Below are 22,204 nucleotides of genomic sequence, written 5' to 3'. Positions count from 1 at the left end.
CGGGACGGATTCCGCGCGGGCGCACATCCCGCGGGGCGGCGCTCCGCGGACGAGCACGGCGGGCCCGCTCAGACGCTGTGGCCCGGCGGCTGCCCGGATCCGCGCTCCGCCTCCAGCGCACTCTGCAGGATCACCACCGCCGCGGCCTGGTCGATGCGGGACCGGCCCTTCTTCGCGCTCACCCCGGACGCACGCATCGACTGGGCCGCGGTCACCGTGCTCATGCGCTCGTCGACCAGCCGTACCGGCACCGGGCCGACCAGCGCGGCCAGCCGCTCCGCGAAAGTCCGCACCTTCGCCGCCGCCGGGCCCTCGCCGCCGCTCAGCGAGCGGGGCAGCCCGATCAGCACCTCCAGCGGCTCGTACTCCTCGACGATCTGCGCCAGGCGGCGCTGGGCGGCCGGTACGTCCTTGCCGGGCACGGTCTCGACCGGAGTGGCGAGCACCCCGTCGGGGTCGCAGCTCGCGACCCCGATCCGGGCGTCCCCCACATCCACGGCCAACCGCCGTCCCCTGCGCATCAGTTGACTCCGAGCGGGCTCACGCGACCTCGGCCACCTGACGCTCGACGGCGGCCAGCGCCTCGTCGACCGCGGCCGGGTCCTGCCCGCCGCCCTGGGCGACGTCGGGCTTGCCGCCGCCTCCGCCGCCGAGGGTCTTCGCCGCGATGCGCACCAGGTCGCCGGCCTTCAGCCCACGCTCGCGAGCCGCCTCGTTGGTCGCGACGACCGTCAGCGGGCGGTCCTTGACCACAGTGAAGAGCGCCACCACCGCGGCCCGGTCGCCGGCGATACGGCCGCGCACGTCCAGTACGAGCTTGCGCAGGTCGTCGGCGCTGGTGCCGTCGGGCACCCGCCCGGAGGCCAGCGCGACGCCCTTGAAGTCCTTGGCCTGCTCCACGAACGAACCGGCGGCCTGAAGCACCTTCTCGGCACGCAGCCGGTCGATCTCCTTCTCCGCCTCGCGCAGCCGCGTGATCATCCCCGATACGCGCTCGGGAAGCTCGTCGCTGCGACCCTTGACCAGCTCGGTGAGCTGGGAGACGACGGTGTGCTCCTTGGCGAGGAACTTGTAGGCGTCGGCGCCCACCAGCGCCTCCACCCGGCGCACGCCGGAGCCGATGGAGGATTCGCCCAGCAGCTTGACCAGACCGAGCTGCGAGGTGTTCGAGACATGGGTGCCGGCGCACAGCTCCTTGGAGAAGTCGCCGATGGTCACGACCCGGACCTGCTCGCCGTACTTCTCCCCGAACTCCGCGATGGCGCCCTGCTTCTTGGCCTCGTCCAGCGTCATGACCTCGGCCTGGACGTCCAGATCGCCGCCGAGCACCTCGTTGATCCGCTGCTCGACGTCGAGCAGCACGGAGCCGGGCACGGCGGTCGGCGAACCGAAGTCGAACCGGAAGCGGCCCGGGGAGTTCTCCGAGCCGGCCTGGGCGGCGGTCGGGCCGAGCGCGTCGCGCAGCGCCTGGTGGGTGAGGTGGGTGGCGCTGTGCGCGCGGGCCACCGCCCGGCGGCGGCCGACGTCGATGGCGCAGTGCACCTGCGCACCGACCGTCACCTCGCCGACCTGGACCACGCCCTTGTGCACGCTGACGCCGGGCACCGGACGCTGCACGTCCCGCACCTCCACGACGGCCCCGCCCGCCAGCCTGATCCGCCCGGTGTCGGCGAGCTGGCCGCCGCCCTCGGCGTAGAACGGGGTGCGGTCCAGGACGACTTCGACCTCGTCGCCCTCGTACGCGGCCGGGGAGGACGCCCCGCCGACGAGCAGGCCGACGATGCTGGCCTCGCCCTCGGTGTGGGTGTAGCCGGTGAAGTCGGTGGCGCCGGCCGTGTCGGCGACCTCTCGGTAGGCGGAGAGGTCGGCGTGGCCGGTCTTCTTGGAACGCGCGTCGGCCTTGGCCCGCTCGCGCTGCTCCTTCATCAGCCGACGGAAGCCCTCCTCGTCGACGCTGAGCCCCTGCTCCGCAGCCATCTCCAGGGTGAGGTCGATCGGGAAGCCCCAGGTGTCGTGCAGCAGGAACGCCTGGTCGCCGGCGAGCACCCGTCCGCCGGACGCCTTGGTCTCGGTGACGGCGGTGTCCAGGATGGTGGTGCCGGCCCGCAGCGTCTTCAGGAACGCGACCTCCTCGGCCTGCGCCACCGTGGAGATCCGCTCCCGGTCGGTGGCCAGCTCGGGGTACTGCTCCCCCATCGTGTCGATCACGGTGTCGACCAGGGTGCGCACGACCGGCTCCTGGGAGCCGAGGATGCGCATGTTGCGGATGGCGCGGCGCATGATGCGGCGGAGCACGTAGCCGCGGCCCTCGTTGCCCGGGGTGACGCCGTCCCCGATGAGCATGACCGAGGTGCGCAGGTGGTCGGCGACCACTCGCAGCGAGACGTCGCCGTCGTCGGTGGCGCCGTAGCGGACACCCGTGAGCTCGGTGGCGCGGTCGATGACCACGCGCAGGGTGTCGGTCTCGTACATGTTCCGAACGCCCTGGAGGATCATCGCCAGTCGCTCCAGGCCGAGCCCGGTGTCGATGTTCTGGGCGGGCAGGTCGCCGAGGATCGGGTAGTCCTTGCCGGAGCCGGCGCCGCGCTCGTACTGCATGAAGACCAGGTTCCAGATCTCCACGTAGCGCTCGTCGTTGACGGCGGGGCCGCCCTCCTCGCCGAACTCCGGACCGCGGTCGTAGTTGATCTCCGAGCACGGTCCGCAGGGGCCGGGCACGCCCATGTCCCAGTAGTTGGGGCCCATCCCCAGGCGCTGGATGCGCTCGGAGGGGACGCCGACCACCTCGCGCCAGATGCGCTCGGCCTCGTCGTCCTTCTCGTAGACGGTGATCCAGAGCTTCTCCGGGTCGAGGCCGTAACCACCCTGCGCCACCGGGGAGGTGAGCAGCTCCCAGGCCAGGGTGATGGCTCCTTCCTTGAAGTAGTCGCCGAAGGAGAAGTTGCCGCACATCTGGAAGAACGTGCCGTGCCGGGTGGTCCTGCCGACCTCTTCGATGTCCGGTGTGCGCACGCACTTCTGCACGCTGGTCGCCCGGGCGAACGGCGGCTTCACGTCGCCGAGGAAGTAGGGCTTGAACGGCACCATGCCGGCCGGGATCAGCAGCAGCGTCGGGTCGTCGGCGATCAGCGACGCGGAGGGCACAGCCGTGTGTCCGCGCTCCTCGAAGAAGCTCAGCCAGCGGCGACGGATTTCAGCCGACTCCATCAGAGGTCCTCTTTCCCTGTCCTGCGGTGTCCGTTGGTGCGGTTCGTGTGGGTGCCGGGTGCCGACCCGAGCTGGGCGCGCTTCCCGCCGCCCGGAAGTTGACGGATTGTCACCGGCTCGTTCGGGTCGGCGGTGAGTCCCAGCGCATCGTTGAGCTCTTCCTCGCGGCGCGCCATCTGGTGGCGCACGTCGACGGCGAACTCCCGGACCCGGTGGCCGGTTTCGACTGCCTTGTCCGCGGCACGCGCGGCAAGCGACTCGGGGGTGAGGCTGCGCAGCTTGCGGTTGACCTTGGTGGTGGCGTACACGCCCGCGGCGGCGCCTGCGCTGAACCAGAAAGCTCGGCGGAACATCGCTGTCAGTCCTTTCCACCGCGCCGCCGCCGACCGCCTCTGGCGAACGGCACGGCGGCGCCCGGCACTACGGTCACTCGGCGCCGCTTCTGCGGCTCGGTCCTGCGCGCGCCCAGGGCCCGGCGCACGCCGTAGCCGAAGGCGGCGACCTTCACCAGCGGGCCGCCGAAGGTCGTGGAGACGGTGGAGGAGAGCGCGGAGGCGTTGGAGGTGACCTCTTGGACGTCGGTGGCGATGGCGTCCACCTTCTCCAACTGCGTCTGGGCGCTGCGCACCGTCTGCGACGCCTCTCCCAGCAGCGGAACGGCCTTCTCGGTGACGTCCGCCACCAGCTTGGTCGCCGCTCTGAGCGTCTGCGCGAGCCTCACCAGTGCGACGGCGAGGAACGACACGAGGATCGCCCAGAAGACAGCCACGAGGATGCCGGCCACCTCTCCACCGGACACGCTGCACCGCTTCCTTGGTCGGTATGGGTTCGACCGCCTCCCCGGGCCGGGTACGCGCGGCAGGGCACGACCCTATCGCGCGGCGGGGACAGCGACGGACCGGATGAGCCGCGGCCCGGAAGTCGGGCCGCGCCCGGGGAGTTGGGACCCGACCCGGGCCCCGACCGGGCCCGACCCGGGGAACGCGAACGCCCTCCGCCGCGGCCGGAGCCGACGGGCGGAGGGCGTCACCGATCACGGGGCGGGCGGAACCCGTCCCGGATGATCAGCGGGCGTAGTACTCGACGACGAGCTGCTCGTCGCAGATGACCGGGATCTCCTTGCGGTTGGGGTCCCGGTCCATGCGGAACGCCAGCGCCTGGAGGTTGACCTCCAGGTAGCGCGGGGTCTCGCCCTCGCCCGCGTAGCCACCCTCACGGGCGACCAGGAACGGGTGCTTGGCGCGGCTGCGCTCGCGCACCGACACGACGTCGTCCGGACGGACGCGGAAGGACGGCTTGTCGACCTTGCGGGTGTTCACCGCGATGTGGCCGTGGACCACCATCTGGCGGGCCTGGTAGATCGTGCGGGCCAGGCCGGACCGCAGGACGAGCGCGTCCAGACGGCGCTCAAGCTCGATGATCAGGGCCTCGCCCGTCTTGCCATCGACCTTCCGAGCGCGGTCGTAGGCACGCACCATCTGGCGCTCGCTGATGTCGTACTGCGCGCGCAGACGCTGCTTCTCCAGCAGACGGACCTTGTAGTCACTGTTCTGCTTGCGGCCACGACCGTGCTCGCCCGGCGGGTACGGGCGCTGCTCGAAGTACTTGACGGCCTTCGGGGTCAGCGCGATGCCGAGTGCACGCGACTTCTTGACCTTGGGACGCGACTGGTTCACGTTGAACAGTCCTCCGTGTAAGTTAGGTGAGGCTTACCTTAGTAGAGGAGAACGCATGTTTCGTCCTGGGAACCCCCTGCCCGGAACCGTTCACGATGACCAGGCGTCCCCCCACCTCAAGCAGGGGGAGGGGCAGCCGCGTCCCATGGAAGACCTCCGGCAGCCGTCGGCCGCCGAGCGGGTGCGCACCCTCGTTGAGTCCAGGGTATCCGCAGCACTGAGCATTCCGGGAATCGAGCCCGACGAACTGGGCTCGGGAGTACCGGAATCGCGCGCCGTGAACACCGATGGAGACGTCATCCTACTGGTCCCCGCGGACTCCCCCGCAGCCAGGGCCGTCGCACACGCCCAGGACGACGAGGCCACCGCGGTGATGGAGATCACCGATGTGGCACCCGTCTCCGTACCCCACCGGATCCGCGGTCGGGCCCGGGTCGCCGGCTGGCTCACCGCTGTGCGCGGTCCCGCCCTGGACGAGGCCGCGAAACTGCTCGCCGCACACGATCCCACCGGCCCCTCGGCGCACAGCCGACGCTGGACGGTGCTCAGGCTGGAGGTCGGCGAGGCGTACGTGGACGACCTGTGGGGCGAGAAGCACATCGAGCCCGAGGACTTCCTCGCCGCCGAGGCCGATCCGCTCTGCCGCCACGAGGCCGAGCTGCTCCAGCACCTGGCCACGGCCCACCCGGACCAGGTCGAGCGGCTCCAGCACCTGCTCGGTGAGGACGCCCTGCGCCTGGTCGACCGCAGACGAGCGGTGCCGCTCGCACTCGACCGCTACGGGATGCGGGTGCGCTTCTGCGGGCCGTACGACGGCTTCGACGTGCGTTTCGAGTTCCCCGAGCCGGTGCGCGACGTGAGCGGGCTGCGGCGGGAGATGCACCGGCTCTTCGAAGCCGCGCACTGACCGGGCCGGGGAGGAACGGACGCCCCGGTCGCCACGGAGCCGCGCGGAGTCAGCCGGCGCTCTCGCCGCCCTCGCCCCGCAGTCTGGCTCTGACCCGCTCGGCGACCTCGGCGTAACGCGCCTCGGCGCCGTACCGCGTGGGCTCGTAGTAGCGGCGGCCGTGCACCTCGGTCGGGGCGTACCGCTGGGCGGCGATCCCGCCCGGTACGTCGTGCGGGTACTGATAGCCCTCGCCGTGACCGAGCTTCTGGGCGCCCTTGTAGTGGGAGTCCCGCAGATGGGACGGGACCGCGCCGGCCAGCCCCGCGCGCACATCCGTGAGCGCGGCGTCGATCGCCTTGATCGCGGCGTTGGACTTCGGTGCGAGCGCCAGCGCCAGGGTGGCCTGCGCCAGGATGATGCGTGCCTCCGGGAAGCCGACCATGGCCACCGCCTGGGCCGCGGAGACAGCCGTCTGGAGAGCGGTGGGATCGGCCAGGCCGATGTCCTCGCTGGCGGAGATCATCAGCCGTCTGGCGATGAAGCGCGGATCCTCGCCCGCCTCGACCATGCGGGCCAGATAGTGCATCGCCGCGTCCGCGTCCGAGCCACGGATCGACTTGATCAGGGCGCTGGTGACGTCGTAGTGCTGGTCGCCGTCCCGGTCGTACTTGACCGCCGCCCGGTCGACGGCCTCCTCGAGGGTCGCCAGCGAGATCTCGCTCTCGCCCTTGGCCAGCGCCGATCCGGCCCCGGCCTCCAGCGCGGTCAGCGCGCGGCGGGCGTCGCCCCCGGCGATGCGCAGCAGGTGGTCCTCCGTGTCCTTCGGCAGGCCGACGGCCGCGCCGAGCCCGCGCTCCTCGGACACTGCGCGGCGCAGCAGCGCCCGCAGGTCCTCGTCGGTCAGCGGCTCCAGGGTCAGCAGCAACGAGCGCGAGAGCAGCGGGGAGATGATCGAGAAGTAGGGGTTCTCCGTGGTCGCCGCGATCAGCGTGACCCAGCGGTTCTCCACGGCGGGCAGCAGCGAGTCCTGCTGGGCCTTGCTGAAACGGTGGATCTCGTCGAGGAAGAGGACGGTGTCCTTGCTGTACGCACCCGAGGAGCGGCGGGCGCCCTCGATGACCGCACGGACCTCCTTGACGCCCGCGGTGATCGCCGACAGCTCGACGAAGCGCTTGTCGGTCGCCTTGCTCACGACGTGCGCAAGCGTCGTCTTCCCGGTGCCCGGAGGCCCCCAGAGCAGCACCGACGACGAGCCGGCCGGACCCGCCCCGCCCTCCCCCACCAGGCGGCGCAGCGGTGACCCGGGACGCAGCAGATGCCGCTGACCCACCACCTCGTCCAGCACTCGCGGGCGCATACGGACGGCGAGCGGGCTCGAGGAGGGGTCGCGCTCCTGGCGCTCCTCGGCGGCGGCGGTGAACAGGTCGGGCTCCACGTCCACGACCCTAAGTCACCCCACTGACAGTGCGGGACGCCCCTTGCCCCGCACCGTCCGCGACCGGGACCGCGACCGCGACCGGGGGCTGGGGGCTGGGGTCGGGGTCGGGTCCGGTCAGCTGGTCCAGAAGTCCCACCAGTTGGTGAGGATCAGCAGGCCGATGATCCCGGTGTGCAGTACGGGCAGCATCCACGGGAACTCCAGCACGATGCTGCGCACGCTCTCCGGGGCCGGGATGAACCGGTGCCTGAGGTTGTGGGCGAGGGTGAACCAGAACATGAAGAGGGTCGCGACCCAGGTCAGCGTGCACCACAGGCAGAGCAGGCCGATCTCGTACAGCGACTGGTACATCAGCCAGGTGCAGAAGACGACACCGAAGAGGGTGCCGGCCTGCAGGCCGAGCCAGAACCATCGCCGATACCGGGCACCCGCCAGCACACCGACCCCGATGGCGACGACGACCGCGAACGTCACCATGCCGAGCATCGGGTTGGGGAACCCGAAGGCCTCCGCCTGGTCGCTCTCCATCACGCCCTTGCAGGCGACGATGGGGTTGAGGCTGCAACCGGGGGTGTGGACCTCGCCCACCAACTCGGCCTGCATCAGCCGGAACTTGTCCAGCGTGATCATCCAGGCGGAGAGGAGCCCTGCCGCGGCCGTGATGATCAGGAGCCAGGCGAAGGGCCTGGTCGCCGGAACGGCACCCCCCGAACCGTCGTCCAGGCTGCTGCCCGCAGAGCTCTCGGAGGGTGCCGTGGTGGTCATGGCGTCGTCATCCCGTCAGGTGGTCGTGTGTGGCGCTCATTGTGCCTCAACGACCACGACATCAACGGAGTTTCGTCAGCACCTGACCGACTGCGGAATCGAGGGCGACGGCAGTCTGCTCGCCGCTCTCCAGGTCCTTGAGCTGTACGACGTTCTCGGCGAGGTCGCGCTCACCGAGAACGAGCGCGTAGCGGGCGCCGGAGCGGTTCGCCGACTTCATGGCGTTCTTCATGCCCTTGCCGCCGTACGCGAAGTCGGCCGCCACGCCGGCGCGGCGCAGCTCGGTGACCACCGAGAACAGCGACCGCCTGGCCTCCTCGCCGAGCGGCACCGCGTACACCTCGGTGGTCTCGCCGGCCGGCAGCTCCACGCCCTCGGCACGCAGCGCGAGCACCGTCCGGTCGACCCCCAGCGCCCAGCCGACCGAGGGCAGGGCGGGACCGCCGATCATCTCGGCCAGGCCGTCGTACCGGCCGCCGCCGCCGATGGCGGACTGCGAGCCCAGCCCGCCGTGGACGAACTCGAAGGTCGTACGGGTGTAGTAGTCCAGACCGCGCACCAGCCGCGGGTCGTCCCGGTACTCCACACCGGCCGCCGTCAGCAGCTCGCGCACCTGCTCGTGGTAGCTCTTGCAGCCCTCGCAGAGGTGGTCGCGGATCAACGGCGCGTCGGCCAACTGGAGTTGGACGCTCTCGCGCTTGTCGTCCAGCACCCGCAGCGGGTTGATCTCGATCCGGGCTCGGGTCTCCTCGTCCAGGTCGAGGTTGCGCAGGAAGTCCTGGAGGGCCGCACGGTAGACCGGACGGCACTCGCGGTCGCCCAGGGAGTTCAGCAGCAGCGTGAACTCGCGCAGGCCGAGCGTGCGGTACGCGTCGGCGGCCAGAACGATCAACTCGGCGTCCAGCGCCGGGTCCTCGGCTCCCAGCGCCTCCGCTCCGACCTGTGAGAAGTGCCGGTACCGCCCGGCCTGCGGGCGCTCGTAGCGGTAGTAGGAGCCGGAGTACCACAGCTTCACCGGCAGGGCTCCGCGGTGCAGGCTCCCCTGGAGCGCGGCGCGCAGCACGGAGGCGGTCCCCTCGGGCCGCAGCGCGAGCTCGTCGCCGCCCCTGGTGGTGAGGGTGTACATCTCCTTGGTCACGATGTCGGTGGACTCGCCCACGCCTCGGGCGAACAGCTCCACCTGCTCGAAACCGGGTGTCTCGACGTAGCCGTAACCGGCCCGGCGCAGCGGTGCGGAGATCGCCTCCCGCACCGCGAGGAAATCGGCGGACTGCGGCGGCAGCAGATCGTAGGTGCCCTTGGGGGCGGAGAAGGTGTTCACGGAAGGTCTCGTCACATTCCTCGTCGAGGCGCGGACGGCAGGTCCTCGCCTCCGGCGGCCAACTCCCGAAGGAAGGGGTTGGTGGCGCGCTCACGGCCGATGGTGGTCTGGGGACCGTGCCCGGACAGGACGACCGTCTCGTCGTCCAGGGGGAGACAGACGCGGGAGAGGGACGCCAGCATCTCCTCGTGGTCGCCGCCGGGCAGGTCGGTGCGTCCGATGGAGCCGGCGAACAGGAAGTCGCCCGCGAACATGATCGGCGGGATGTCCGCCTGCTCGGGGAGACCGTAGGTCACCGACCCCTTGGTATGGCCGGGTGCGTGGGTGACGGTCAGCTCCATCCCTGCCAGCTCCAGCACGGCGCCGTCGGTCAACTCGTTGACCTCGTCCGGCTCTCCGACGGTGAGTTCGCCGAGCAGCCGATCGCCGAAGCTGCGGCCCAGCGCCTTCTCGGGCTCGCTCATCATGTAGCGGTCGGCGGGGTGGATCCAGGCCGGGGTGTCGTGGCTTCCGCAGACGGGCACGACGGAGGCGACATGGTCGATGTGGCCGTGGGTGAGGATCACCGCCACCGGCTTCAGCCGGTGCTTGGCGACAGCCTCCTCGACGCCCGCGGCTGCCTGGTGGCCCGGATCGACGATGACGCACTCCTCACCGGCCGCCGGGGCGAGAAGATAACAATTGGTCCCCCAGGAGCCTGCTGGGAACCCGGCAATGAGCACGTTCGTCCTTCAGTCGTCCGGCAGAGATTCGCGGTGACCGCGAGCTTACCGGCGGCGGCGGTGCCGGTGCGAACCAGTTCACTCCCGGCCCGTCCAGGCTGTTCCCGATTTTGCGTGGACGCCCCGCGGGGCGTTCGGAGTTCGAAGGAGTCATCTCGTGGTCAGCGGTGAGCAACGGCGGAAGCAGCTGGCGCGGGAGAAGCGGCAGCGGAGACTGGAGAAGGAGCGGACCGCCCAGCGCCGACGGAAGGTCCGCAACGCCTCGGTCGCGGCGGTCCTGGCGATGGTGCTGGCCGGTTCGGTCGTCTGGGCCGGGGTCTCCGCGTTCACCGGCACCTCCGACCCGGCGGACCCGGCAGCCACCGGGGACGGCGGCGAGGAGCGCGAGGCGAAGGACCCCTGTGAGAAGCCCGCGGGCGGCGAGCCGAACGGCAAGCAGTGGGACAAGGAGCCCAAGGCCACGGTCGACGAGGACGCCTCGTACCGGATGAAGCTGGCGACGACCTGCGGCGACATCGAGCTGACCCTGGACGCCGAGAAAGCGCCCCGCACGGTCAACTCCTTCAACTTCCTCGCCGGCGAAGGGTACTTCGACCACACCCGCTGCCACCGGCTGGTCGACCAGGGCATCCATGTGCTCCAGTGCGGCGATCCGACCGGCACCGGCCAGGGCGGCCCCGGCTACACCATCCCGGACGAGAACCTCGACGCCCCCGAAGTGCAGGACGACGTGTACCCGGCGGGCACCGTCGCGATGGCCAACACCTACAACGCCCAGCAGGACGAGGGGCGCGACACCGGCGGAAGCCAGTTCTTCCTGGTGTACGAGGACAGCCCGCTGCCGCCCGACTACACGCCGTTCGGCACCATCGGCAAGGGCGGGAAGGGGATGGACGTACTGCGGAAGATCGCAGAGGCTGGTTCCTACGACAACGAGGAGATCAGCGCGACCTCGCCGAACGCCACCGTGGTGATCAACAAGGCGACGGTCAGCGCGGACTGACCGTCCGCACGGCGGCCGAGCCGGGCCGGGCACCGGCAGTCGGCTCGCGCGCTGTGCGGACAGCCCTTCGCGCTTCGCCTATGTTGGGCGTTGCGCAGGGTGCGGCCGGCCCGTCTCGGCGGGCGCGCCGCTCTGCCGGACGACAACTGTGGACGATGCCGGGGGTCTTGGGGCCCGCCGGCGTCATGTGGAGGAGGCGCTGTGAGCAGCGACCCGTGGGGCCGCGTCGACGAGACGGGGACCGTATACGTGAGGACGGCCGACGGCGAGAAGGTGGTCGGGTCGTGGCAAGCCGGCTCTCCGGACGAGGCCCTCGCCTACTTCACGCGCAAGTACGAGGGTTTGGTCGTGGAGATCGACCTCCTGGAACGGCGTGTGAAGACGACCGACCTGTCCGCCAAGGACGCGGAGACGGCCGTCTCGCACGTCCGCGAGCAGGTGGACGCCCATCACGCCGTCGGCGACCTCCAGGCGCTGCGTCAGCGCCTGGACAAGCTGACGGAGACGATCGAGTCGCGCCGGGCGGAGCGCAGGGTCGCGAAGGCCAAGCAGTCCGAGGAGGCCAAGCAGCGCAAGGAGGAACTCGTCGCGGAGGCGGAGCAGTTGGCCGTCAGCGAGCAGTGGCGGGTGGCCGGTGAGCGGCTGCGGGCGCTGGTCGACATCTGGAAGGGTCTGCCCCGGCTGGACCGCAAGAGCGACGACGAGCTGTGGCAGCGCTTCTCGCACGCGAGGTCGGCCTTCTCCAAGCGGCGCAAGGGGCACTTCGCAGCGCTGGACAGCGAGCGCGAGCAGGTCAGGAAGCGCAAGGAGAAGCTGGTCGCCGACGCCGAGGCGCTCACCGGCTCGCGCGACTGGGGCCCGACCTCGGCCAAGTACCGCGAGCTGATGCAGGAGTGGAAGGCGGCCGGACGGGCTCAGCGCGAGCACGAAGAGGACCTGTGGCAGCGCTTCCGCGGCGCCCAGGACGTCTTCTTCCAGGCGCGGAGCGAGGTGTTCGCCGAGCGGGACGCCGAGCAGCGGGAGAACCTGACCCGCAAGGAGGAGCTGGCGGCCGAGGCCGAGAAGCTGCTTCCGGTCACCGACCTCAAGGCTGCCCGCAACGCGTTCCGTCTGGTCAACGAGCGCTGGGACGCCATCGGGCACGTGCCCCGGGACGCCAAGGCCGGCGTCGAGGGACGGATGCACACCGTCGAGCGCGCCATCACCGAGGCCGAGGAAGCCGAGTGGCGGCGCACGAACCCGGAGGCGCGGGCGCGCGCCGCGGGTCTGACCGGTCAACTCCAGGACGCGGTCGACAAGTTGCGCGGCCAGATCGAGAAGGCGCGCGCCGCCGGCAACACCGCCAAGGCGGAGAAGCTGGAGCGCGAGCTGGCGGGCCGCCAGGCACTGCTGGACCAGGCGCTGAAGGGCCTGGAGGAGTTCGGCGGCTGAACTCCCCGTACTCCGGGCGTGTGTGGGGCCCCGATCGCGGATCGGGGCCCCCGCGTTTCGCGCTCACGCTGTCGGGCCGGATCGGCGGCTCCTCGCACGCGGGGGCGGCCAGGTCGGGAGCCGGCGCGCACCGGAGCGGGCCGCGCCGGCAGCGGCTGCCCGGTGAGAGGTTGCTCCCGGTACGAAGCCGCGGCCGGTGAGGAGTTGCGCCTCGGTCAGGGTCGGCGGGCGGAGGTGACGCGGTAGACGTCGTAGACGCCCTCCACCCGGCGCACCGCCTTCAACACGTGGCCCAGGTGCTTGGGGTCACCCATCTCGAAGGTGAAGCGCGAGGTCGCCACCCGGTCCCGGGAGGTCTGGACCGCCGCCGAGAGGATGTTGACGTGCTGGTCGGACAGCACCCTGGTGACGTCCGACAGCAACCTGGAGCGGTCCAGCGCCTCGACCTGGATGGCGACCAGGAAGACCGAGGACTGCGTCGGCGCCCACTCCACGTCCAGCATCCGCTCGGGCTCCCGGGCGAGCGAGTCGACGTTCAGGCAGTCCGCACGGTGCACGGACACCCCGCTCCCCCGCGTCACGAAGCCGATGATCGGGTCACCGGGCACCGGGGTGCAGCAACGGGCCAGCTTGACCCACACATCGTCGACGCCCTTGACGATGACGCCCGGGTCGGCCTTCGAGCGGCGCTTCTCGCCCCTGCCCCCGCGCATCGGGGGCGAGGTCTCTGCGATGTCCTCGCTGGCCTCGTCCTCTCCGCCGAGAGCCTGGACGAGCTTCTGCACCACGCTCTGCGCGGTCACATGCCCCTCGCCGATCGCGGCGTAGAGGGAGGAGATGTCCGGGTAGCGCATCTCGTGCGCCAGCGTCACCAGCGAGTCGCCGGTCAGGATGCGCTGGATCGGGAGGTTCTGCTTGCGCATGGCACGGACGATGGAGTCCTTGCCGTGCTCGATCGCCTCGTCCCGGCGCTCCTTGGAGAACCACGCCCTGATCTTGTTGCGCGCCCGCGGGGACTTCACGAAGCCCAGCCAGTCCCTGGACGGGCCGGCCCCCGAGGCCTTGGAGGTGAAGACCTCCACGGTGTCGCCGTTGTCGAGGGTGGACTCCAGCGGTACCAGGCGACCGCCGACCTTGGCGCCGATCGTGCGGTGCCCGACCTCGGTGTGCACCGCGTACGCGAAGTCGACGGGGGTGGCGCCGGCGGGCAGCGCGATCACGTCGCCCTTCGGCGTGAAGACGAAGACCTCGTTGCGGGAGAGGTCGAAGCGCAGCGACTCCAGGAACTCGCCCGGGTCCTCGGTCTCCTTCTGCCAGTCCAGCAACTGCCGCAGCCACGCCATGTCGTTGAGCGTGTCGCCGCCCTTGCCTGCCTTCTTCGGCACGTCGGTGCGGACCTTGGAGGCGCCCGCGACGGCCTCCTGCTTGTACTTCCAGTGGGCGGCGATGCCGTACTCGGCGCGGCGGTGCATGTCGAAGGTGCGGATCTGCAGCTCGACGGGCTTGCCGCCCGGGCCGATCACCGTCGTGTGCAGCGACTGGTACATGTTGAACTTCGGCATCGCGATGTAGTCCTTGAACCGGCCGGGGACCGGGTTCCATCGCGCGTGCACCGTGCCGAGCGCCGCATAGCAGTCGCGGACCGTGTCCACCAGGACGCGGATGCCGACCAGATCGTAGATCTCCGCGAAGTCCCGGCCGCGGACGATCATCTTCTGGTAGACGCTGTAGTAGTGCTTCGGCCGGCCCGTGACCGTCGCCCTGATGCGGGCCCCGCGCAGATCGGCCTGCACCTCGTCGATCACCGTGGCCAGGTACTCGTCCCGCTTGGGCGCACGTTCGGCCACCAGCCGGACGATCTCGTCGTACATCTTCGGGTAGAGGATCGCGAAGGCCAGATCCTCCAGCTCCCACTTGATGGTGTTCATGCCCAGGCGATGGGCGAGCGGGGCGTAGATCTCCAGGGTCTCGCGAGCCTTCTGCTCCTGCTTCTCACGCCGCAGAAAGCGCATCGTGCGCATGTTGTGGAGCCGGTCGGCGAGCTTGATGACCAGTACGCGCGGGTCCTTGGCCATCGCCACGACCATCTTGCGGACCGTCTCGGCCTGCGCCGCCTCGCCGAACTTGACCTTGTCCAGCTTGGTGACACCGTCGACCAGCAGTGCGACCTGGTCGCCGAAGTCGCGGCGCAGGGTGTCCAGCCCGTACTCCGTGTCCTCCACCGTGTCGTGCAGCAGGCCGGCCATCAGAGTCGCCGGGTCCATGCCGAGCTCGGCGAGGATGGTGGTGACCGCGAGCGGGTGGGTGATGTACGGATCGCCGCTCTTGCGCTTCTGGCCGCGGTGCCAGCGCTCGGCGACCTGGTAGGCACGCTCGAGCTGGCGCAGTGTGGCGGTGTCGGCCTTGGGGTCGTTGCCCCGCACTATCCGCAGCAGCGGCTCCAGCACCGGGTTGTACGGGCTGGAGCGGTGCACGCCGAGCCTGGCCAGCCGGGCACGCACCCGGTTCGAGGAGCCGTAGCGTCCGGAGACGCCCGAGACGGCGCGTCCCTGCTCCGCGGCGGGCGCCGTGTCGGCGGGGTGCTCCGCGGGCTCCGGCGGCGGAGCCTGCGCGCCCTGCGCCCTGCGCTTGGCGCCGCGCGCGGCGGACTGGTCCCCCCGGGTGCTCGCCCCGGAGGCCGGGCGCGGGCCCGCGCCCGTCGACTCCCCGTCGGAGTTCGCGTCCGGTGCGTGCGCGCCACTGCCCGTGGGCGCACCGGAATCCGGTCGCTGGGTCGCGGTGGGCGGCTGGGCCTCGTCCGGCAAGAGCACTCCTCTAGCTGTCCCGGCCAGGGATCGGTCGGACAGCCATGGTAGCGAGCCGTGCCCCACACCACCCTGGCCGGTGCCCAGGGCACCCTCCGCCGCTGGTCGGCGATGGTGCGCAACAGCGGGCAGAACGACGTGAGGGGGAAGCGGGGCGCAGTGCCCCGCCTCCCCCTCCTCAGCGGGATCCGACGCTCAGACGCGCACCAGCGCATCCAACGGAACGGCGCCGAGTACAGGAGCGAGTCGCTCGCGGCCGCCCAGGAAACCGAGCTCCAGCAGTACGCAGACACCGGCCACCTGCGCGCCGGCGCGCCGAACGAGCTCCACGGACGCCTCCGCCGTGCCGCCCGTGGCCAGTACGTCGTCGACGACCAGCACACGGTCCCCGGCGGACAGCGCGTCGGCATGGATCTCGATCTCGGCGGCGCCGTACTCCAGGGCGTAGTTCTGCCCCAGCGTGGGGCCCGGCAGCTTGCCGGCCTTGCGCGCCGGGACGAAGCCGACACCGGCCCGTACCGCTACGGGCGCACCGAGGATGAAGCCACGGGCCTCCAGGCCCACGATCTTGGTGGCCCCGTACTCGGCACAGCGGTTCGCCAGGGCGTCGGTCAGCGCGGTGAAGGCCAGAGGATCCGCCAGCAGCGGCGTGATGTCCTTGAAGGTCACGCCGGGCTTGGGGTAGTCGGCCACGTCCCGGATGCGGCTGATCAGCAGACTCCTCAGCTGCTCGGGCGACATCCCGGAGCTCTCGGCCATCGGGGCGACTCCCATCACCTGCGCCCTGACCGACCGCGGCTGGCTGAGCCGCCTGCACGACGTGCGGGGGTGGCCGGCGCCGGTACCGATTCCGCTGCTGCGTCACCCGCCTCGGCATGTTCGTCGTCAGCGCCCTCCCCGGCGGGAGGGGTGTCCTCGTCCGGCCGGGCACCCCGCTCCGCGGCGAGAGCCGCGGACTTCGCGCGCTTCGCGAGCACCTTGCGGTCGTGGACCCTGGCCTTGGCATCGGTGCGCTTGAAGTCCACCACCAGCGGGGTGGCGATGACGATCGAGGAGTACGTACCCGCGGCAAGACCGACGAAGAGGGAGAGGGCGATGTCCTTGAGCATCCCGCCGCCCAGCAGGCCGGCGCCGATGAACAGGAGCGCGCCGACCGGAAGGAGCGCGACGATCGAGGTGTTGACCGAGCGCACCAGCGTCGCGTTGAGACCCAGGTTGGCGAGCTCGCTGTAGGTGAGCCGACTGTCCTTGCCCAGCCGGGAGGTGTTCTCACTGACCTTGTCGAACACCACCACGGTGTCGTACAGGGAATAGCCGAGGATCGTCAGCACACCCACGACCGTCCCCGGCGTCACCTCGAAACCGACGAGTGCGTACACACCGATGGTGATCACAAGGTCGTGCAGCAGCGCGAGCAGGGCGGCCAGGGCCATGCGCCACTCGAAGGTGACGGCGAGGTAGACCGTGACCAGCACGAGAAAGATCCCCATGCCGGTCAGGGCCTTGTCGGTCATCTGCTCGCCCCAGCTGGGCCCGACCAGCTCGGCGTCGAGGTTGGAGACCTCGATGCCCAGGCCCTCGGCGAGGGCCTCACGAGTGGCGTTGGACGTGTCGGTGTCCAGACCGGTGAGCGTGATGCGGAGCGAGTCGTTGCCCAGCCGCTGCACGCGGGCTTCCTTGCCCGACGCATCCTCCGCTTCGCTTCTGACCTCCTCCACGGTGGCCTGCGTGGGAGGTGTCGTGTAGACCGCGCCGCCCTCGAACTCGACGCCCATGTTGAGGCCCTTGCCGAAGACGCCGCCGAGCGAGATGGCCAGAAGCACGATCGAGATCAGGTACCAGATCTTGCGCCGGTTGACGAAGTCGTAGGCCACTTCGCCCCTGTGGAGCTTGCCACCGAGTTCACCGAGTCGCGACATCTCAAGCCTCCTTCGGCTCTGCGGTGACCGAGCCGCGACGGCGGCCTCGGACTGGCGGCCTGGCGCCGAGCCGTTTGGCGTCCAGACCCGACCAGGGGTGGCCTTCGCCGAAGAACGGCTTGCTCACCAGCAGGCTGGTCAGCGGCTTGGTGATCAGGAAGACGACCAGGACGTCCAGCAAGGTGGTCAGGCCGAGCACGAAGGCAAAGCCCTGTACCGAACCGACCGCTGCGAAGAACAGGACGACGGCGGCCAGAAACGACACCACGTCGGAGATGATGATCGTGTGCCGAGCCCTGGGCCACGCCCGCTCGATCGCCGAGCGCACGCTGCGTCCTTCGCGCACCTCGTCCCGGATCCGTTCGAAATACACGATGAACGAGTCCGCGGTGATACCGATGGCAACAATGGCGCCGCACACGGCGGGAAGGCTCAGCGCGAACCCCACGGCGGGGCCGAGCAGCGTCATGACGACGTAGGTGAAGGCGCCCATGGCGAGCAGGCTCAGGACGGCGACCATGCCCAGAGCGCGGTAGTAGAACAGCAGGTAGGCGATCACCAGAGCCATGCCGATGGCCCCCGCGATCAAACCTGCCTTGAGCTGCTCACCACCCAGGGTCGGCGAGATGCTCAGGACGTTGGACTCCTCAAAGCTCAGCGGCAGGGCACCGAACTTCAGCACGTTGGCCAGGTCCTGGGCCTCTTCCTGCTGGAAGCTTCCGGAGATCTCGGCGCTGCCGGAGATGCGCTGGCTCACGCTGGGCGCGGAAACGACCTCCCCGTCGAGTGAGATCGCGAACTGGTTCTGCGGCTGGGGCAGCGAGCTGATGCGCGAAGTGGTGTCGGCGAACTTCTTGGAGCCGGCCGAGGTGAACTCAACGTTGACGACCCACTGGCCGCGCTGCTGGTTGAAGACGGCACTGGCCCCGTCCACGTTTGTCCCCGGCACGGCGAGCGGGCCGAGGATGAACTTGGAGGCGCCGTCCTGGTCACAGGCGACGACGGTGTCCTTGGCATCGGCCTGAGCCGCGTCCTGGCCCGCTTGGGACCTGCTCTTCTGGCTGGTGCAGCTCAGACTCTCGAACTCCTTGCCCACTGCTTCGGAAACACCGCCGTCGCCCTGGGCCGGCGGGTCCTCTTGCTCATCAGGCTTCTCCTTGTCGCCGGGGGACGGAGAGGGAGAGGGAGAATCGTCCGCGGTCAGGGCTTCACGCGCCGTGCCGCCCTGCGGGCTGGGTCCGGGTGAGGCCGACGCGTCGGCATCGCCCTTGTCGGCATCGCCCTTGTCGCCCTTGTCGGCGTCGTCACCCGTACCCGGGGACTCCTCGCCGGCGCCCGGCTTCTCCGCAGGAGGGGTGGCTGGCGCTGCGGCAAGCACCGGCCGAAAGCCGAGCTCAGCGGTGGTGCCCACCTGCTCGCGTGCCTGCTTCTCGTCGGTACCCCGCGGGATGTTGACGATGATGTTGCGCTCGCCCTGCGTGGTCACCTCGGCCTCGGACACGCCGAGGCCGTTGACCCGCCGGTCGATGATGGACGCGGCGGTGTTCATGTTGGCCTCGTTGACGGCGTCCTTCTTGCCGTCTTCTTCCTTGGCCGTCAGCGTGATGCTCGTACCGCCTGCCAGGTCGATCCCGAGCCGTGGCGTGTTGGCACCGGTGAGCAGCATCCCGCCGGTCAGTACCACGATCAGGCCCAGCACCAGCAGCAGCGGTACCAGCGGCCTTCTCTGCGCCCCCGAGGACCTGCGGCGCTTCTTCGGTGTTGCCACCTTCTCTTGTCTCCCTGTCCAGTCACCCTGGCACGGTGATCGGTGATCACCGTGCCCGCGGGGTGATGAGTCGGCACGAGTAGACTGCCGGGCTGCTTCAGACCCCGGCGACGCTCTCGCTACTTGGGTCCGTCCTCGCCGTCCTTCTTGTCCTTGGCGTCCCCCGACTCCGGCTCCTGGGACCGCTCCTCGTCCTCGGCAGGAGCTGCGTCCTTCTTCAGGCTGGGCTTCTCGTCCGCGGTGGTGGAGGTCTCCTCGTCGGCGGTGCCGGTCAGCGAGGAGGCGTCGTCGGGCACGACGGTGCCGTCGCTGTCGAGCTCGGCGGCCCGGGGGTTGATGATCTCGTTGTACTCGTCGTCCTCCAGCACGGCGCCGATGGCGTTCTTGGCGAAGTGCGCGTGCACACCGGGGGCGAGCTCGAGGAGGACCGTGTCGTCGCCGATCTCCTTCACCCGGGCGTACAGGCCCCCGATCGTCCGGACTCCGGTGCCGGGCTGCACCTGGTCGCGCATCTCCATGGCCTGCTGCTGCTTTTTCTTCGCAGACCTCGTCATCATGAACATGGCGCCGATGAGCAGGAGGAGGGGGAAGAGAACTACGATATCCACGGCGGAAGAGGTCCTTAGTGTGACCGCCAGGGAGCGGTCTGGGGGTTTGGGTGGTCGTCGCCGCCCGAGGGAGGCGGCATCGGCGGAGTCTAAGCGAGCCCACGCCTGTGGAACAACGTCCAGCAGACGGCCGGGGTTCCGTGAAGGTCGATCTCCTCGACGCGCGGTCCGTTCACATTCCGAAGAGTCCGGTCTGTCCCGAGCCGTTCGCCCGGCTCGACGCCGGCGGGGTCAGGTTCAGGTGGGCCCAGGCGGCCGGAGTCGCGACGCGGCCTCTGGGCGTACGGGCGAGCAGCCCCTCGCGCACCAGGAAGGGCTCGGCCACTTCCTCGACGGTCTCGCGCTCCTCCCCCACCGCGACCGCGAGCGTTGACAGGCCCACCGGCCCTCCGTTGAAGAGCTTGAGCAGCGACTCCAGGACCGCCCGGTCGAGTCTGTCGAGCCCGCGTTCGTCAACCTCGTACACCGCCAGCGCCTGCCGGGCGATCTCGCTGGTGATGACGCCGTCGCTCTTGACCTGGGCGTAGTCCCTGACCCGGCGGAGCAGCCGGTTGGCGATCCGCGGCGTGCCCCGCGAACGGCCCGCGATCTCCCGCGCGCCGGCCTCGTCGGTGCTGACGTCCAGCAGCCGGGCGGAGCGGTGCAGCACCCGCTCCAGCTCCTCCGCCTCGTAGAACTCCATGTGCGCGGTGAAACCGAACCGGTCCCGCAGCGGCGGCGGCAGCAGGCCGGCCCGGGTGGTGGCGCCGACCAGGGTGAACGGCGGCAGCTCCAGCGGGATCGCGGTCGCCCCGGGGCCCTTGCCGACGATCACGTCGACGCGGAAGTCCTCCATCGCCATGTAGAGCATTTCCTCGGCCGGCCTGGACATCCGGTGTATTTCGTCCAGGAAGAGCACTTCCCCCTCCTGGAGCGAGGAGAGGATCGCGGCCAGGTCTCCCGCGTGCTGGATGGCAGGGCCCGAGGTGATCCGGATCGGGGCGCCCATCTCGGCAGCGATGATCATCGACAGCGTCGTCTTGCCCAGGCCCGGAGCGCCGGAGAGCAGTACGTGGTCGGCGGTGGCGCCGCGCTGGCGGGCGGCTCGGAGCACCAGGTCGAGCTGCTCGCGCACCTTGGGCTGACCGACGAACTCGCCGAGGTCCTTTGGCCGCAGGGCCGCTTCCACTGCGGTGTCCTCACCGTCGGCGACGCTGCCCACGAGCCGCTCCGCGCTCGCGTCCGGACCTCCGGGGGTGGCGGTCGCGCTGTCGTCGGGGCCGGTGTCGTCCCAGTTCATCGGTGGTCTTTCGTCGAGGCGGGCGGTACGGGCTGCGGCGCCGGCGGGTGCGCCGCGCGCAAGCAGGCTGCGGACAGGCGGTGTGGTACGGCGGACAGGCGGTGCGGTACGGGGCGGCGGCCCGCCGGCGGCGGGCCCGACGGGCGCCTCACCGGGCGCGGTTGAGGCTCTGCAGCGCGGCGCGCAGCAACTGCGGCACCGGCGGGACGCCTCCCTCGGCGATCGCCGCCTCGGCCCTGGGTGCCACCGTCGCGACCGCCTCCTCGGCCTCCCTGCCTGCGTAGCCGAGACCGAGAAGCGCGTCCTGGAGCTGGTCGCGCCAGCCCGCGGCGGGGGTCTGCGCGGAGAGGGCGCCCCGCGCGGAGGAACCGACAGGTGGGCCGAGCCGGTCCTTCAGCTCCAGCAGCAGCTTCTGGGCGCCCTTCTTCCCGATGCCGGAGACGGCAGTGAGGGCCTTCTCGTCGCCGACGGCGACCGCGGTGCGGAGCGCGTCGGGGCTGTGGGTGGCGAGCATCGCCTGGGCGAGACGCGGTCCGACACCGCTGGCGGTCTGGAGCAGCTCGAAGACCTGCCGCTCGTCGTCGTCGGCGAAGCCGTACAGCGTCAGGGAGTCCTCGCGCACGACCAGCGAGGTGGCGAGCCGGGCGGGCTCGCCCTGGCGCAGCCCGGCCAGCGTCGAGGGTGCGCACTGGACCGCGAGGCCGACGCCTGCGACCTCGACGACGGCGCTGTCGGGCGCGAGCGCCGCGATCTGCCCCTGCACGAAGGCGATCATGTGGTGGTGCCTTTCCGGGTACGTGCCCGCTGGGGCCGGGAGGGCGAACCCGCCCCGGAACCGCGGGAGTCGGGAGCTGCCGCACGGCGGGCGAGTTGGTGTGCCTGCTGGAGGCGGTTGAGGGCGGGGGCCCGCCAGATGTGGCAGATGGCGAGCGCGAGGGCGTCCGCGGCGTCCGCAGGTCTGGGCGGCGCGTCCAGCCGCAGCAGCCGCGTGACCATGGCGCCGATCTGCGCCTTGTCCGCCCTGCCCGAACCGGTGACGGCGGCCTTGACCTCGCTGGGGGTGTGCAGGGCAACGGGCAGGCCCCGCCTGCCGGCGCAGAGCATCGCGACCGCGCTCGCCTGGGCGGTGCCCATCACGGTGCTGACGTTGTGCTGGCTGAACACCCGCTCCACCGCGACGGCTTCGGGGCGGTACTCCTCCAGCCACTCCTCCAGCCCGCGCTCGATGCCCACCAGCCGCTCGGCGATGTCGGAGCCGGGATCGGTCCGCAGGACCCCCACCGCGACCATCCGCAGCGGGCGCCCCGCCGTGCCCTCCACGACGCCCACCCCGCAGCGGGTCAGCCCCGGGTCCACGCCGAGCACACGCACGAT

The 22,204-nt window shown here is 70.7% G+C and carries 20 protein-coding genes; 3 read left to right on the top strand and 17 right to left on the bottom strand.

Annotation, left to right across the window (positions count from 1 at the left end; genetic code table 11):
• Positions 1-68: 68 nt before the first annotated feature.
• The 5 genes from ruvX to rpsD all read right to left on the bottom strand — a co-directional run bounded on the left by ruvX (position 69) and on the right by rpsD (position 4,883).
• The gene (gene ruvX / locus JGS22_RS20670) at positions 69-521 is read right to left on the bottom strand and encodes a Holliday junction resolvase RuvX (protein WP_211041806.1); all 453 of its coding nucleotides are present in this window, start codon (positions 519-521) and stop codon (positions 69-71) included.
• Between the two features lie 19 nt (positions 522-540).
• Positions 541-3,207, bottom strand: a complete 2,667-nt coding sequence (alaS, locus tag JGS22_RS20665; protein ID WP_211041807.1) for an alanine--tRNA ligase — start codon at positions 3,205-3,207, stop codon at positions 541-543.
• On the bottom strand, positions 3,207-3,560 hold the full coding sequence (locus JGS22_RS20660) for a DUF6167 family protein (RefSeq protein WP_211041808.1): 354 nt from the start codon (positions 3,558-3,560) through the stop codon (positions 3,207-3,209). Before JGS22_RS20660 ends, alaS begins: the two co-directional genes overlap by 1 nt.
• Before the next feature lie 5 nt (positions 3,561-3,565).
• Complete coding sequence (locus JGS22_RS20655) at positions 3,566-4,006, bottom strand: DUF948 domain-containing protein (protein WP_211041809.1); 441 nt, start codon at positions 4,004-4,006, stop codon at positions 3,566-3,568.
• A gap of 265 nt (positions 4,007-4,271) precedes the next feature.
• The gene (gene rpsD, locus JGS22_RS20650; protein ID WP_211041810.1) at positions 4,272-4,883 is read right to left on the bottom strand and encodes a 30S ribosomal protein S4; all 612 of its coding nucleotides are present in this window, start codon (positions 4,881-4,883) and stop codon (positions 4,272-4,274) included.
• 145 nt (positions 4,884-5,028) lie between these two features.
• On the opposite strand from rpsD, the gene JGS22_RS20645 reads away from it, so the two are divergent.
• Entirely contained in the window at positions 5,029-5,790 is a 762-nt protein-coding gene (locus tag JGS22_RS20645; protein ID WP_211041811.1) for a DUF2470 domain-containing protein, read from the top strand.
• 49 nt (positions 5,791-5,839) lie between these two features.
• Here JGS22_RS20645 and JGS22_RS20640 read toward each other — a convergent pair whose 3' ends face one another.
• From JGS22_RS20640 to JGS22_RS20625, 4 genes are all read right to left on the bottom strand, one after another.
• The gene (locus JGS22_RS20640; protein ID WP_216815051.1) at positions 5,840-7,207 is read right to left on the bottom strand and encodes a replication-associated recombination protein A; all 1,368 of its coding nucleotides are present in this window, start codon (positions 7,205-7,207) and stop codon (positions 5,840-5,842) included.
• Positions 7,208-7,324: 117 nt separating this feature from the next.
• Positions 7,325-7,975 carry a vitamin K epoxide reductase family protein gene (locus JGS22_RS20635; protein WP_211040198.1) on the bottom strand — a complete coding sequence of 217 codons (651 nt, stop codon included), beginning with the start codon at positions 7,973-7,975 and terminating at the stop codon, positions 7,325-7,327.
• A 61-nt stretch (positions 7,976-8,036) separates the two neighbouring features.
• Positions 8,037-9,296 carry a histidine--tRNA ligase gene (gene hisS / locus JGS22_RS20630; RefSeq protein ID WP_211040197.1) on the bottom strand — a complete coding sequence of 420 codons (1,260 nt, stop codon included), beginning with the start codon at positions 9,294-9,296 and terminating at the stop codon, positions 8,037-8,039.
• An 11-nt stretch (positions 9,297-9,307) separates the two neighbouring features.
• Positions 9,308-10,018, bottom strand: coding sequence for an MBL fold metallo-hydrolase (locus JGS22_RS20625; RefSeq protein ID WP_211040196.1), 711 nt, complete (start codon positions 10,016-10,018; stop codon positions 9,308-9,310).
• Positions 10,019-10,175: 157 nt separating this feature from the next.
• On the opposite strand from JGS22_RS20625, the gene JGS22_RS20620 reads away from it, so the two are divergent.
• Positions 10,176-11,021 carry a peptidylprolyl isomerase gene (locus JGS22_RS20620; RefSeq protein ID WP_211040195.1) on the top strand — a complete coding sequence of 282 codons (846 nt, stop codon included), beginning with the start codon at positions 10,176-10,178 and terminating at the stop codon, positions 11,019-11,021.
• A gap of 201 nt (positions 11,022-11,222) precedes the next feature.
• Complete coding sequence (locus JGS22_RS20615; protein WP_211040194.1) at positions 11,223-12,452, top strand: DUF349 domain-containing protein; 1,230 nt, start codon at positions 11,223-11,225, stop codon at positions 12,450-12,452.
• A 215-nt stretch (positions 12,453-12,667) separates the two neighbouring features.
• Here the strand turns inward: JGS22_RS20615 and JGS22_RS20610 are convergent, their stop codons facing one another.
• From JGS22_RS20610 to ruvC, 8 genes are all read right to left on the bottom strand, one after another.
• Positions 12,668-15,256, bottom strand: a complete 2,589-nt coding sequence (locus JGS22_RS20610; RefSeq protein ID WP_211040193.1) for a RelA/SpoT family protein — start codon at positions 15,254-15,256, stop codon at positions 12,668-12,670.
• 195 nt (positions 15,257-15,451) lie between these two features.
• The gene (locus JGS22_RS20605) at positions 15,452-16,015 is read right to left on the bottom strand and encodes an adenine phosphoribosyltransferase (protein ID WP_236073224.1); all 564 of its coding nucleotides are present in this window, start codon (positions 16,013-16,015) and stop codon (positions 15,452-15,454) included.
• A gap of 14 nt (positions 16,016-16,029) precedes the next feature.
• Positions 16,030-17,175: a protein translocase subunit SecF gene (gene secF / locus JGS22_RS20600; RefSeq protein ID WP_211040192.1), complete on the bottom strand. Its 1,146-nt coding sequence runs from the start codon at positions 17,173-17,175 to the stop codon at positions 16,030-16,032.
• Between the two features lies 1 nt (position 17,176).
• On the bottom strand, positions 17,177-18,943 hold the full coding sequence (gene secD, locus JGS22_RS20595) for a protein translocase subunit SecD (protein ID WP_211040191.1): 1,767 nt from the start codon (positions 18,941-18,943) through the stop codon (positions 17,177-17,179).
• A gap of 119 nt (positions 18,944-19,062) precedes the next feature.
• Positions 19,063-19,551: a preprotein translocase subunit YajC gene (gene yajC / locus JGS22_RS20590; RefSeq protein WP_211040190.1), complete on the bottom strand. Its 489-nt coding sequence runs from the start codon at positions 19,549-19,551 to the stop codon at positions 19,063-19,065.
• Positions 19,552-19,723: 172 nt separating this feature from the next.
• Positions 19,724-20,830, bottom strand: coding sequence for a Holliday junction branch migration DNA helicase RuvB (ruvB, locus tag JGS22_RS20585; RefSeq protein ID WP_211040189.1), 1,107 nt, complete (start codon positions 20,828-20,830; stop codon positions 19,724-19,726).
• Positions 20,831-20,978: 148 nt separating this feature from the next.
• The gene (gene ruvA / locus JGS22_RS20580) at positions 20,979-21,605 is read right to left on the bottom strand and encodes a Holliday junction branch migration protein RuvA (RefSeq protein WP_211040188.1); all 627 of its coding nucleotides are present in this window, start codon (positions 21,603-21,605) and stop codon (positions 20,979-20,981) included.
• Positions 21,602-22,201 (bottom strand): crossover junction endodeoxyribonuclease RuvC, encoded by a 600-nt coding sequence (gene ruvC, locus JGS22_RS20575; RefSeq protein WP_211040187.1) that lies wholly within the window; start codon positions 22,199-22,201, stop codon positions 21,602-21,604. The genes ruvA and ruvC overlap by 4 nt, the downstream gene beginning before the upstream one ends.
• Between the last annotated feature and the right edge of the window lie 3 nt (positions 22,202-22,204).

The organism is Streptomyces tardus (assembly GCF_018101125.2).
Classification (GTDB): Bacteria; Actinomycetota; Actinomycetes; order Streptomycetales; family Streptomycetaceae; genus Streptomyces; species Streptomyces tardus.
This window is presented reverse-complemented; position numbering and strand designations above follow the sequence as displayed.